11 protein-coding genes are annotated in these 13,109 nt (G+C 35.1%); 7 read left to right on the forward strand and 4 right to left on the reverse strand.

From position 1 onward, the window contains the following. Window positions 1-2: 2 nt before the first annotated feature. Window positions 3-884 (reverse strand): cupin-like domain-containing protein, encoded by an 882-nt coding sequence (locus tag EK417_RS18205; RefSeq protein WP_076595207.1) that lies wholly within the window; start codon window positions 882-884, stop codon window positions 3-5. A gap of 447 nt (window positions 885-1,331) precedes the next feature. Between EK417_RS18205 and EK417_RS18210 the strand changes: the two genes are divergently transcribed. Further along, the gene (locus EK417_RS18210; protein ID WP_136522969.1) at window positions 1,332-4,040 is read left to right on the forward strand and encodes a carboxypeptidase-like regulatory domain-containing protein; all 2,709 of its coding nucleotides are present in this window, start codon (window positions 1,332-1,334) and stop codon (window positions 4,038-4,040) included. A 56-nt stretch (window positions 4,041-4,096) separates the two neighbouring features. Here EK417_RS18210 and EK417_RS18215 read toward each other — a convergent pair whose 3' ends face one another. Beyond that, complete coding sequence (locus EK417_RS18215; RefSeq protein ID WP_136522970.1) at window positions 4,097-4,594, reverse strand: DinB family protein; 498 nt, start codon at window positions 4,592-4,594, stop codon at window positions 4,097-4,099. Window positions 4,595-4,764: 170 nt separating this feature from the next. Between EK417_RS18215 and EK417_RS18220 the strand changes: the two genes are divergently transcribed. The 4 genes from EK417_RS18220 (at window position 4,765) to feoB (ending at window position 8,645) form a co-directional block, all read left to right on the forward strand. Further along, window positions 4,765-5,688, forward strand: coding sequence for a GLPGLI family protein (locus EK417_RS18220; RefSeq protein WP_136522971.1), 924 nt, complete (start codon window positions 4,765-4,767; stop codon window positions 5,686-5,688). Window positions 5,689-5,924: 236 nt separating this feature from the next. Further along, window positions 5,925-6,209 carry a hypothetical protein gene (locus tag EK417_RS18225; protein WP_136522972.1) on the forward strand — a complete coding sequence of 95 codons (285 nt, stop codon included), beginning with the start codon at window positions 5,925-5,927 and terminating at the stop codon, window positions 6,207-6,209. A 148-nt stretch (window positions 6,210-6,357) separates the two neighbouring features. After that, window positions 6,358-6,612 carry a FeoA family protein gene (locus tag EK417_RS18230; protein WP_076595212.1) on the forward strand — a complete coding sequence of 85 codons (255 nt, stop codon included), beginning with the start codon at window positions 6,358-6,360 and terminating at the stop codon, window positions 6,610-6,612. Further along, window positions 6,612-8,645 (forward strand): ferrous iron transport protein B, encoded by a 2,034-nt coding sequence (feoB, locus tag EK417_RS18235; RefSeq protein WP_110367450.1) that lies wholly within the window; start codon window positions 6,612-6,614, stop codon window positions 8,643-8,645. Before EK417_RS18230 ends, feoB begins: the two co-directional genes overlap by 1 nt. 165 nt (window positions 8,646-8,810) lie before the next feature. Here the strand turns inward: feoB and EK417_RS18240 are convergent, their stop codons facing one another. Next, entirely contained in the window at window positions 8,811-9,602 is a 792-nt protein-coding gene (locus EK417_RS18240; RefSeq protein WP_136522973.1) for a hypothetical protein, read from the reverse strand. A gap of 3 nt (window positions 9,603-9,605) precedes the next feature. Further along, the gene (locus tag EK417_RS18245; protein ID WP_076595215.1) at window positions 9,606-10,409 is read right to left on the reverse strand and encodes a hypothetical protein; all 804 of its coding nucleotides are present in this window, start codon (window positions 10,407-10,409) and stop codon (window positions 9,606-9,608) included. Between the two features lie 243 nt (window positions 10,410-10,652). Between EK417_RS18245 and EK417_RS18250 the strand changes: the two genes are divergently transcribed. Continuing rightward, on the forward strand, window positions 10,653-11,648 hold the full coding sequence (locus tag EK417_RS18250; RefSeq protein ID WP_136522974.1) for a DUF4421 family protein: 996 nt from the start codon (window positions 10,653-10,655) through the stop codon (window positions 11,646-11,648). Window positions 11,649-11,714: 66 nt separating this feature from the next. Beyond that, a complete protein-coding gene (gene glmM, locus EK417_RS18255) occupies window positions 11,715-13,097 on the forward strand; it encodes a phosphoglucosamine mutase (protein ID WP_136522975.1) in 1,383 nt (460 codons plus the stop codon). The last annotated feature ends 12 nt before the right edge of the window (window positions 13,098-13,109 follow it).

Raw genomic sequence — 13,109 nt, forward strand, 5'->3', positions numbered from 1 at the left:
ATTTATCTTGGTAAACCTCTCTTCAGGGCTAATTCTGCTCTTTTAATTGCCATTTTCTCTTTCCAGTCCATATAATTTTTTTTGAAATTGGACTTCATGATGTCGTCGAATTTACGCTGTACGGTAAGATTCCACAGTGAATGTGCTTTTACTGCCCACGATTTGTCCCAGGCTCTTAAAGAAATTGAGAAACTTCCGTCCAGGTATTTCATCCAGTGCCACCATCCTGTAGGCATGAATAAGGTATCTCCATGTTCCAGAAAACACTCAATTCCTTCTACACCATCCAGTGCCGGAAACTTGGTGAAATCAGGATTTTCAATATCATAATCTTCCAGGGCATAGGTTGCATATGGAATCTGATAAAGTCTTTCTTTCCATTTATAATCAAAAAGAAGAATGTGCTTTCTTCCGTTGAAGTGAGTATGGAAAATATGGGCCATGTCAATGTCAAAATGAAGGAACGTTACCGATCCTTTTCCGCCAAAGAACATATTGGGATATTTATCCAGAAAACCTCCCATTAATTCCTTGGGAGAAATATAATCTTCCAACAATTTTGGGGCATATTTTATAGGATCGAAAAGAAATATTCTGAGATCAGTAGGCTCCCGCTGGATAAGATCTATATAATCTCCAAACTTCATTTTTGCTGCCGATGCATTGATGGGAGCAGAAGGATCTGCCTTTGAACTGTCATATAACGGAACCTCCACATCTCCTACAACTTCCTTCATATATTCCATCGTCCATTTTTGATAAGCAGGCCATTTTTTTGCCATATTCCTGATGACAACGGGCCTTCTTGGCTTCAGATATTTTGCGTAGAATTCTTCTTTTGAAATGTCTTCTACAACATCTATAGGCTTTAAAATAATTCCCATTTTATAAATTTTATGTTACAAAATTATTAAATATATATTTATGTAATAGCGTTTAATTTTTTTTTAATCTATGATTCAAATCAGATTTTACTATTTAGAATAAGTAAGAATATTAATTCCTTTACTTCCTTTTAAAATTGTTCTTTATGTAATAAAAAAAGACAATATCTATCCGGATAATGTTACAGAAATTTAAAAATAATTTCCTACTCCTTTTGCATATTTTTTATGCCAAACATGATCTTATGATGAAATAAATATTGGAAAAGAAACCTTCAACTGTTTATGTTTTTGTTTGAGAATATTTCTTTTTTAAACAAAATTCAAAAGCTTGAAAATTATAACTATGTTTGTAGTGATACTGATTTAACCTTTGAGGGTAAAATTGATCTTTATAAAAGTGTAACAAAAAACCACAATGATTAACTAATTGAGCAAATAATAAGTATGAAAAAAAATATTACTTTATTTCTGATGCTTTTCTTTACTGTGCTTACTTTTGCTCAGAAAACGATTTCAGGAAAAATTACTGATGATGACGGGGTGGCAATACCAAGTGCCAGTGTTACTATAGAAGAACCCGGCAAAGATGCTATTCTTGCTTACGGAATTACCAATTCTAAGGGAGAATATAAGGTAACTTTCACTTCCGGAGAATCCAATGTGGATCTGAAAGTGAAAGCATTCAATCAGAAACCTCTTACCAAGCAAATCAATAACAGCGATCAGACTCTGAACTTCAAAATGCAGTCTGAAGCCACAGAAATTAAAGAAGTACAGCTGAAAACAAAGATGATTACGGCAAGAGGTGATACCATTTCTTACGATCTTAAAGCATTCAACAGTAAAAATGACAGAACCCTTGCAGATGTTATGAGAAAGATTCCGGGGATTGAAGTCAATAAAGACGGAACAATTCTTTATCAGGGAAATGCCATCAATAAATTCTACGTCAATGGAAAAGACCTGATGGAAGGTGGTTATGGAACCATCAACAACTCACTTCCGAAGGATGCTGTACAGAAAGTAGAAGTTCTTGAGAACCACCAGCCGGTAAAAATACTTCAGGATAAAGTACCTTCAGATCAGGCAGCCATCAATATCAAACTGAAAAACTCCGTTACCATGACAGGTAGGGGAGAAGTAGGAGTTGGTTTGGAACCTTTCCTCTGGAATGTAAAATTAACACCGATGTTTTTCGGACAAAAAAGCCAATGGGTAGTCAATTATAAAACTAATAATATGGGTGAGCAGGTAGAAAATGAAGGGAATATTCTGGCATTTGGAAGTTCGTGGGAAGGGAGAAGAAGTAATATTTCTCAAAATAACTGGCTGAGTGTAGAGAATGCATCCGTGCCTGATCTTCCGGTAAAAAGATATTTGATGAACAGCGTTCATTATTTGTCAGCTAATTATTTAACAAATATTGATAAGAAGAAAGAATGGGAGCTTAAAGCTAACGCAAACTATACTAATAATGCGGTAGAAAGAGAATCGAACAGTATTACCAGAGATATCCAGCAAGGAACACAATACACGACCAGATTCCTGAACAATTTCTATACAGATAAATTGAAGGGAGAATTGATATTTACGAAGAATGCCAAAAAAGGATTCTTTAAAAATACAACTACATTTTCTCAGTTTTGGAATGCAGACAGAGCTGTTGCAGAAAGAAATGATAAAACCGGATATAGATTTGGAAATGAAGCTTTAGAATCTCCTACGACATCTTTCCAAAACTCTTTAAGTACAATTATCCCTTGGAAAGAAAAAATGGTGAATTTTAAGTCTTATATAAGCTATCAGGATGATAGACAGACATTAGAAATTAGCCCTGCTAATTACCTGCAGTTTCCTTATAGAGATTCGCTTAAAGGTCCTTTAAAAACAATAGATTTTGCGCCGGGAAGTACAGCGTTACAGTATTTCAGAATCAAGTCTTTAGATACGTCACATTCTGCAAATATCAGTTTCACTACAAAAGGATGGACCTTTACACCACAAGTAGGATTTGATCTGTCAACAGATAACCTTACCACCAACTTTGATGGAAGCACAGTTAATAATAAACCGGATTTCGCAGGCTTAGCTTATGAAAATGATTTAAAATTCACAAGAATCAATCCATCTGCATCTGTAGGAATTAATTATAAATCTGAATCGTGGAGTCTATTTTCAAGTTTCCCGGTAAACTTCAATAATATTAAGGCTGAAGATGCTTTTAGAAATGTTTCCAAATCATTAAGTAAAGTAACCTTTACACCCAATATTTTTGCCCAATATTCATTTGCTTCATTCTTTAAAGCCAGCGTGAATGCAGGAATAAGCAATAATTTTGGAGATATACAGACGGCTTATGCAGGGTATATCCTGACAAGTCCGGGAGGATTTAATGTAATGAACCCTAAAAATCCGATACCTGAAACCAATACAAAAAATGGAGGACTACGATTAGAGTACAGAAATCCTTTGAACAATCTGTTTTTTAACGTGGGCTACAGGTTAACTGATACAAAAAACAATTTACTCGCCTCAAGCGCTGTCAACGAATTAGGATTTAGCGTTATTGAGTATATAGAAAGTGAAAATAAAAGAACAAACAATAGCCTGTATGTAGAAATTGGAAAGTATTTTCCAAAATTCAAAACCAATGCTTCAGTAACATTTAATGATACAAGTTCAAAATCACAGTCCAGAAGAAATGATCAGGATATTGACACCAAAAATAATGGGAATACATTAGGATTTAAATTCAACAATACCTATTTCTCATGGATGAGTATTGATTTTAATATGACCAAATCATGGAATAAACAAAGTAATGGAATCATCCAGAATGATCTTGGAAAAACCGAATCTTACACTCATAACTTAAATGTATTCTTTTATCCTTTAGAAAATCATACCATTGGTTTTTACTGGGACCAGATCAATTCAAAACTGGGAGATACAAAACTAAACAATGGATTTTTTGATGTTTCATACCAATTCAGCTGGGCAAAGAAAAAAGTTGACTTTGAATTGAAATGGATGAATATTGCAGACCGAAAAGTATTTGAAAGAATAAATGTCGGAGATGCTACCATTACACAAACAACCATGCAGCTCCGCCCAAGCCAGGTGATGTTTACCGTAAAATTCAATTTTAAATAAAACAAGAAACCAATCCACGCGGATTGGTTTTTTGTTGAGATATACTTAGATAGTAATTAAAAGCTTTGCTGGTCTGCTGAAGGCCCATAGCTTCCTGGCAAAGGAATATTGTTCAGTCTGTAATACACTCCCAGTTGAGCCCTGTGATGGGTGATCTGATTTAAAGCATGGCGTATTGCTCCGTTTTTGCTCCAGCTTGCCAGCTCATGACCATCATTTTTAATCGTCCAGATGGGATTCAGATCATCTTCTGTACTGTTTTCCAATGCCGTTTTGGCCAATTGGTAGTCCTCCTCCAGCTTTTTCATGAGTTCATCCCTCGTAGAAAGAACGACAGGTTTGTAGTCTCCTTTGGCAAAATCCAGTTCGGAAGTTTTTAAAATAGTGTTTGGCCATTCAAAAACTTCTACCAGATGAGCGGCAAGGGGCATCATTTTCATGCTTTTTTCATGAGGAGCATAATCGTTTTTTCCTTCCGGGAACAATTCAATAAATTTTTTCGTGGTTTGAAATTCTCCCTCCAGCTCGGATTTTAATTGAGATAAAGTGTCCATAATATTTTGTTTTTTAGAAACTTAAAGGTAAGCGTTTTAAAAATGAAACCGTTTTAAGAGAATCATAATTTTTTAATTCTTATAACATTAAGGATAAATGATAAATAAAATTTGAAAAAAACTGTAACAAAATAAAACATACGATTACTAATTATATAAAACTTGCTATAATGAAAAAATTATTCTCCCTATTTCTTATCGCTCTTTTTGCTTTTGCTGGCGCTCAGGAATCAAAAGAGACTACAAACCGTTTCTTTTATGAACTTACTTTTAAGCCGAAGAAAGATTCAGCAAAGATTGAGAAAGTAATTATGTCTCTTGATATAGTTAAGGACAAATCTATATATAGAGATTTTACAGCTATTGGACAAGATTCTATTCTGAAAGTTCAATTTGAGGCAATGCAAAAGGCTGGAGTTTTGAAGGATTTATCTAAATCTTTCAAAATGCCAAAGTTTTCTGAAAAAATTGTAAAGACATATCCAGATATGAAAATCCAATATATTGAAAGAATTGCCAACGGATTTTCTCCTATGAGTATTGGATACAATGAAACATTAAAGTTAGACTGGAAAATTTCTAACGAAAAAGCAAAAATTGGTGCTTACAATGCTCAGAAAGCAACAACGGAATTTGCAGGGAAAAAATGGACGGCTTGGTTTAGCTCTGAGCTTCCTTTTCAAGACGGACCATATAAATTTTCAGGACTTCCAGGCTTGATCGTAAAGATTGAAGACGAAGACAAAAACTATTCTTGGATTCTTCAGGGAAATAAAAAAGTTCCAAACTGGGAAGAATTGACATACATGGAGAAACTTTCCAATATTGGCTTAAAAGTGACTGAAATGCCGAGAGAAAAGTTTGAAAAAACCTTCAACGACTTCAAAAAAGATCCTTTTGCTACTGCAAGACCTATGATGACTCAGGAAATTATGTCTAAAACAATTCCTGGAATGGATGGAACAATAGGTGACATGATGAAGAAGCAGGAAAAGATGTATAAAGATTTCTTCAATGCCAATGATAATCCAATTGAGCCTCCTTACGAAAAACTGAAAGTTGGGAAAGTAGAAAAAATCGGGAAAGAAAATTAACTCAGTATTCATATCAACTAAATTATATTTTGAATCAACCCAGATACAGCAATGTATTTGGGTTGGTTTCTTTTTATTGAAAATGTTCTATTATATAATATATATGATTGAAAAAAAACGTTATTTCGAACGTATATTTTAGAATAGGGAGTTATTTTTAAGATTTAGTCAACAAAAATTTGATTTTGTTATTTTTCATTATATGTTTGTTTTACAACAAATTAAAATATTATACAATGAAAAAAATCATTTTCGCGTTGTTATTAACAACATCTGCAATGTTATTTGCAAGAACGGAAGAGCCAAAAGTGAAAATAGAAGAAAGTAAAAGTAAGGTTGAGACTGTTTTAGTAGCTAAAAAGAATTTTAAGGACGAAAAAGCAGCAATAAAAATGAATAAAGAATTAAAGCAAGCAATGAATTTAGAAGGATGTTTGGCCATTGCATTTACTATTACACCTGTTGACCCTTCAGGAGGAGCGGCAATGATAGGTTATTGCTTGGAGACATATTCTAGATAAGTTGAAAAAAATAACGACGTAATAAAAATTATTATTCGTAAGAATTTGATGGGCTGTTTCACTTTTGAAACAGCCTCTTTCTTTTGTATCGAAACGTTATTTAGATTAAATTTAAATAGCGTATATTTGCAAGACTAAAAATCAGGCTTTGAAAGAGAAAGGATTACATAAATTAAGTGGATTCCCTAAAAATAAAATGGGGAAGATATTGGGGTATGATAACGACCATCTTAAAATGCCCAATAAAATTATTGAAATGGGACTTCTTCCGGATACCCTTTTCAGGATTTTGTATCAGGCTCCGTTCAGCGGGCCAATGTATGTAGAATTTGGAGCAGAAAAAAGCCGGATTGCTCTTCGTGAGGAAGAAGGAGATTACATCATTGTTGAAGAATTGAATTAATGCAGGAAAACAAGAAAAAACAGATACTTTTAGTCGGGAATCCTAATGTAGGAAAGTCAACGGTTTTCAACACGCTTTGCAACAAAAAGCAGAAAACCGGAAACTACGCCGGCGTTACCGTTGCAAGTCATTCGGGGAACTATGTTTACAAAAATGAAGAAGTTGAGGTGATAGATCTTCCAGGTTCTTACAGTGTATACCCGAGTTCAGAAGATGAGGCTATTTTTTCCAAATATCTTATCGATGAGCAGAAGAACTACGCAGGAGTTGTTTATATTCTTGAAGCATTAAGTTTAAAAAGAGGGCTGCTGTTGTTTCAGCAGATTCAGGATCTTGGTATTCCTATGATTTTGATTGTCAACCAGATTGATCAGGCTGAAAGAAGAGGGATTACGATAGATATTCAAAAATTTTCCGATGCATTAGGTATTAAAATTATTCAGACCAATGCCAAGGAACAGATCGGGATTGATGAAGTAAGGGAAGCTGTTTATAACAGCGAGTTTGTAAAAACAGACAAACTTTCTTTTGAAACCCCGAATGAACATAGAGACTTTATTCAGAAACTGGCAGCACATAAAGGTTTCGATAACGAATATAAAGCATGGGTGAGCCTTTCCCTGGGAACAGATCTTGGAAGAATCGGCTCAGTAATGGAACAGTTGAATGAATCAGATTCTAAAAGCCTGGTGCCTAAAAGGTTGCAGGTTCAGGAAACCGTTAGAAGATATCAGAATGTAGACAAAATACTGGCTGATGTCATTTCTAAAAAAGCTCAGTTCAAAGAATTGTTAACCGAAAAACTGGATAAAGTTTTAGTTCATAAATTCTGGGGTTATGTTGTCTTTTTAGCTATTCTGCTGGTTATTTTCCAAAGCGTTTTCTTCCTTGCAGAATATCCGATGAGCTGGATTGAAGAATCCTTCTCATGGCTGGCAGCATTCACCAATGAACATCTTCCGGAAGGACCAATTAATTCACTGATTTCAAATGGAATTGTTCCGGGAATAGGAGGAATTGTGGTTTTTGCACCACAGATTGGAATCCTGCTGTACTTCCTTTATTTATTGGAAGATTCAGGATATATGGCAAGAGTGGTATTCCTGATGGACAGGCTGCTGCGCCCTTTCGGGCTTAACGGAAAAAGTATCGTTCCCCTTGTATCAGGAACTGCCTGTGCGATCCCGGCGGTGATCTCTACAAGAAATATTGAAAATGTAAAAGAAAGATTGCTCACGATATTGGTAACCCCATTTATGACATGTTCTGCGAGACTTCCTGTTTACAGCATCATTATCGGACTGATTATCTCAGAAGGAACATTCCTGGGAATAAAATATAAAGCACTGGTCTTGATGGGAATGTATCTTCTAGGATTTTTAGTGGCTTTATTCTCAGCAGCAATTCTTAAAAGATTTATTAAAAGTAAAGGAAAAACATACCTGGTAATGGATCTTCCTGCCTATAAAAAACCACTTTTCGGATATGACTTTAAAATGGTTTTAGGAAAAGTATGGGACTTCATTACCGGAGCCGGAAAAATAATTTTCATCGTAAGTATCATTATCTGGTTTTTAAGCTATTTCGGGCCAAGCCAGAAAACAAATGAATTTGTAGCAGCAGATGTTCATCTGGATCATTCTTACCTTGCTAAAATGGGTAAAGGAATAGAACCCGTAATCGCTCCGCTTGGCTACGACTGGAAAATGGGAGTAGGAATCCTTACAAGCTTCGTGGCAAGAGAAGTTTTTGTGGGAACAATGTCTACACTTTACAGCCTGGAAGATGATGCCCCGGAAGTAAAAGTTATTGATAAAATGAGAAGAGATGTAAAACCCAACGGAGAAAAAGTCTTCAGTTTTGCAACCGGAATTTCGGTGCTTCTTTTCTACGCATTTGCAATGCAGTGTGTTTCTACACTAGCAGTAGTCTACAGAGAAACCAAAAGCTGGAAATGGACCGGCTTTCAGGTGGTCATGATGACAGGTTTGGCCTATTTTGTGTCGATGATCGTATATCAGATTTTAAAATAATGGATTCATCATTAATTTTTCAATACGTACTTGTTCTGTTAATCGTAGCATTCGCCTGCTACTCTTTATTTAAAGTACTTAAAAAGAATTTCGCACCAAAGAAATTCAGTTCCAAAAGAACCAGCTGTGATAAAGATTGCGGCTGCAGTTAAAAAATATTCTTATTTATCTTGTTCTAAAGCTTTTGAAAATATTAAATCCTTCACTTCTGCCCGTACCGGTACTTGAATCAACCTGCCGGTAAACAAGATTTCCGCCGGTAACCTCAAAAATAAGGTCATCACCCGTTTGAACATCAAAAGTAAGTGTATTGGTTCCTGAGCCTTGAACCGTTAAAGAATTAGAATTGTTATTTGCGAAATCGTGACCGTTGGAACTTATGATAAAACCTGAACCCCTGGACCAGGTAACCGCAGCATATTTAACGACACCCGTACCGCTTTGTCCTTGAACAAACCCTGTCAGTACAGTAAAACCGAGAATACTTCCTGAATTCACAGAGCACAATGTCTTATTCGTGGCTCCTGAAGTCGTATAAGATCCGTCAAAAGTTAAGGAATTACTGTTAGCTGTTTTCAAATCAAACTGTTTCACCAAATTCCCATTTTCATCAGAAATGAGTGGAGAAAAGAGATTATAATTAATCCCCGTATTTTGTCTCCCATTTGTTGTACTTACCGTATTGATCTTTAATACCGATTTTGTATTCGTTCCTGTATTAATGCCTAGTTGTGCGTCTGGCGATGTAGAATTAATTCCCATATTGCCGTTATTTAAAAGCGTAAATTTTTCCAGCAATCCGGAATCAGATATTCTTAATGCCTTTGTAAAAGAATTACCGGTGGATACAATATCAACCTTTGAAGTTGGGGTATTCGTATTGATTCCAAAGTTTCCTGTCTGTGCAAAAATGCTATTTCCTGTTATAAGACAGCTGATAATAAGACTATTTTTCATAAATTATCTGGATTTAAAGCTATAGTAAACATTAAAAGGGACGGAGGTGGCTCCAGAACCGGTAATATTATAATTTAAAGTTCCCATATTAGAGCCTGCCCCTACACTTCCGGTTAAGTTTACAGAAAATGTCAAGTCTGTTCCATTGGTAAAATTAAATACAAGAGTGTTGGTTCCAAGACCATTAATCACCATTGGATTAACCGTTGCAGAAGAACTGTCATATCCATAATTAGATACCAAAAAGCCGGCATTACGAGTCCACATAACATCAGCATACAAAACGTCTCCGGTTCCTAACGTGAAATCAGGAGTAAGTATTTGAAAACGCACAACATTTCCTCCGGAAAGATTGGTAAGGGTTGTGTTTGTTGAGGTTGCTGTATAGGATCCGTCAAAGGTTGAAGCCGTTCCACTGGTTGTTTTGATATCAAATTGCTTAAATACATTTCCGTTATTATCCACTACCAGGCTGCTGAACTGATTATAGTTAACTCCTGAAGCAATAGTCTTATCTTTAGTATTGCTGAGGTTATCTAATTTTAATACAGATTTTGTAGCCGATCCTGAATTAATGTTTAATTGGGCTGTATTGGCTGCTGCCGAAGAACTGTTTATCCCCACATTACCATCATTTTGAATAGTAAAGATTTCTGTAGGATTTGAATTGGTAATTTTTAAAGCCTTCGTTGCATTGGTATTTCCTGATGATATAATATCTAATGTGGCGATAGGCGTAGTATTATTGATCCCAACATTCTGGCAGAAGAAAATAGAAGGAGTAAATAATAAAATAATTTTTTTCATTGAATAGTAAATTTTTATTACACAAATTTAAAAAAACATAAATTAATAAAGGAATCTGAAAAATGAGAACAAAATGTTAAAAATAATACATTTATGTTGATTATGATAGAGTATTTTTCTGTTAATTAAAAATAAAACACAAATTGCTTTGTTTTTTCTTCAGTATTAATAAAAAAAAATAATTATGCATTAAAATAAATTGAAAAAATCAGTAATTTCATTTTCTAATGTAAATTATTCGATTTGAATTTCTTTAAAGCAGGATTATCCATTTTATTTTCTTTATTTGTTCTTCAGGTAAAAGCACAGTCAGATACCTTAAACATCAAGTCTTATGCAGAACAGGTGATGATTCGCCTTAATCTTGATACGAATCTTGAAAAATACATTCTTTCCCAGGGAAAAAACGATAAAATAGAACTGTCTATCAATAACAAAACTAGAACATCTGTATCCGTTGACTATCGTGTTATAAGTGCTACCATTTCTTTTTCTCCCCAATTTATCCCGGGAAATAATGAGGATGATTTGAAAGGAAAAAGCTCCTATACAGATTTGAGCTTCAGGTTTTTCCCAAAAAGATTTATCCAGAATATTTATTATAAAAAAGTAAAGGGATTTTATGTGGAAAATATGAAAGATTTTATTCCGGATTGGAAGGAGACAGATGCTTATTTACAGTTTCCGGACCTAAAAGTACTGAGTTTTGGTGGAACAACATCATACGTACTCAATAAAAATTTCTCAGCCAAAAGTATATATACTCACAGTGAATGGCAGAAAAAAAGCAGCGGAAGCTGGATTCCCTATCTGGATTATGATGTTAGCTTTTTTACCAACACAATCAATGAAGTGAAAAACAAAGAGGTTCAGTATAAGATAGGCGGTAATATGGGATACTTTTATAATTGCATTATAAAAGATAAGGTAAATATTGCTCCTTATCTTTCTGTAGGTCTTGGGGGACAGTTTTCAAGCTCCACTGAGGAGAATAAGAAGAAAGAAAATGAACAGTTTGTAACCCTGAGAATGGAAGGAGGACTCCACGTCGGATATAATTCGGAACATTTACTTTTTGGAGCAAGAATGAGCTTTAAGACTTATACCTATCAGAAAAACCAAGAGGCAGTAGAAAATAATAATCTGTACGGACTTATTTATCTGGGGTATCGTTTTGCACCACCGAGAGTTGTGAAAAATACCTATGATAAAGTCCAAAAAAAGATTCCTGTTTTATAAGTTGAAGGGTCTTTTAAGTATCTTTGCGTTGGAAAATTCAGAAAAACAAAATAAATTAAAAACATCATGTCATTAATAAAATCTATTTCCGGAATTCGCGGAACCATTGGTGGTAAAGTAAATGATAACTTAACACCGCTGGATGTTGTAAAATTCGCATCTGCATTCGGAAGCTGGCTTCAAAATAATAAAAACAAAAAAGATCTTACGCTTATCATCGGTAGAGATGCAAGAATCTCCGGTCAGATGGTATCTTCTTTAGTAACCGCTACATTGCAGGGATTAGGAATTAATGTGGTAGACCTGGGTCTTTCTACAACGCCTACAGTAGAAGTAATGGTTCCTGGGCTGAATGCGGACGGAGGAATTATCCTTACCGCTTCTCATAATCCAAAACAATGGAATGCTCTTAAGTTATTAAACGAAAAAGGAGAATTCATCAGCGGTGAAAACGGTGCTGAAGTATTGGCCCTGGCAGAAAGTGAAGACTTCAACTATGCAGAAGTAGATGATCTTGGAAAATATGAAACAAGAGATGATGCTTTTGATATCCATATTCAGCAGATTCTGGATTTACCAATGGTAGATGCAGAAGCCATCAAAGCAAAGAATTTTAAGGTTGTTCTTGATGCGGTAAACTCTACAGGAGGAATTGCCATTCCTATGCTTTTGGATAAATTAGGATGCGAAACGATTAAATTATACTGTGAGCCTACAGGTCACTTCCCACACAATCCTGAACCTTTAAAAGAACATTTGGGAGATATCTGTGAATTGGTGAAGAAAGAAAATGCAGATTTAGGAATCGTTGTAGATCCGGATGTAGACAGATTAGCTCTCATTGATGAAAAAGGAGAAATGTTTGGTGAAGAATACACATTGGTAGCGGTTGCAGATTATTTATTGAAAAATAAAAACGGAGTTGCTATTTCCAATCTTTCTTCAAGCCGTGCACTGAAAGATGTGGCACAAACCCATAATTCAGAATACTTTGCAAGTGCTGTGGGAGAAGTAAACGTAGTCACCCTGATGAAAGAGAAAAATGCTGTCATCGGAGGAGAAGGAAACGGAGGAATTATCTACCCTGAGTTACATTACGGAAGAGACTCTTTAATAGGAGTTGCGCTTTTCCTGACTCATTTAGCCAAAGAAAATAAAACCGTTTCTGAACTGAGAGCAGGATATCCGAGCTATTTTATGGGGAAAAAGAAAATAGAACTTACACCAGAGATTGATGTAGATGCTGTCTTAAGTAAAATGGAGCAGGAATATCAGAATGAAGAAGTTTCTACAGTAGATGGTGTAAAAATAGACTTTGAAAACAACTGGGTCCACCTTAGAAAATCCAATACGGAGCCGATTATCAGAATCTATACTGAAGCTAAATCTCAGGAGGAAGCAGATCAGTTAGGTGATGATATCATTAGCAAAATCAGAAGTTTAATCTAAAAATACAGGAAG

The organism is Chryseobacterium candidae (assembly GCF_004916905.1).
Classification (GTDB): domain Bacteria; phylum Bacteroidota; class Bacteroidia; order Flavobacteriales; family Weeksellaceae; genus Chryseobacterium; species Chryseobacterium candidae.

Coding starts and splice junctions, on each gene's coding strand:
- EK417_RS18215 (WP_136522970.1), bottom strand. CDS start 4,594: ATGGACACTTTATCTCAATTAAAATCCGAGCTGGAGGGAGAATTTCAA.
- feoB (WP_110367450.1), top strand. CDS start 6,612: ATGCAGGAAAACAAGAAAAAACAGATACTTTTAGTCGGGAATCCTAAT.
- EK417_RS18220 (WP_136522971.1), top strand. CDS start 4,765: ATGAAAAAATTATTCTCCCTATTTCTTATCGCTCTTTTTGCTTTTGCT.
- EK417_RS18210 (WP_136522969.1), top strand. CDS start 1,332: ATGAAAAAAAATATTACTTTATTTCTGATGCTTTTCTTTACTGTGCTT.
- glmM (WP_136522975.1), top strand. CDS start 11,715: ATGTCATTAATAAAATCTATTTCCGGAATTCGCGGAACCATTGGTGGT.
- EK417_RS18245 (WP_076595215.1), bottom strand. CDS start 10,409: ATGAAAAAAATTATTTTATTATTTACTCCTTCTATTTTCTTCTGCCAG.
- EK417_RS18225 (WP_136522972.1), top strand. CDS start 5,925: ATGAAAAAAATCATTTTCGCGTTGTTATTAACAACATCTGCAATGTTA.
- EK417_RS18240 (WP_136522973.1), bottom strand. CDS start 9,602: ATGAAAAATAGTCTTATTATCAGCTGTCTTATAACAGGAAATAGCATT.
- EK417_RS18205 (WP_076595207.1), bottom strand. CDS start 884: ATGGGAATTATTTTAAAGCCTATAGATGTTGTAGAAGACATTTCAAAA.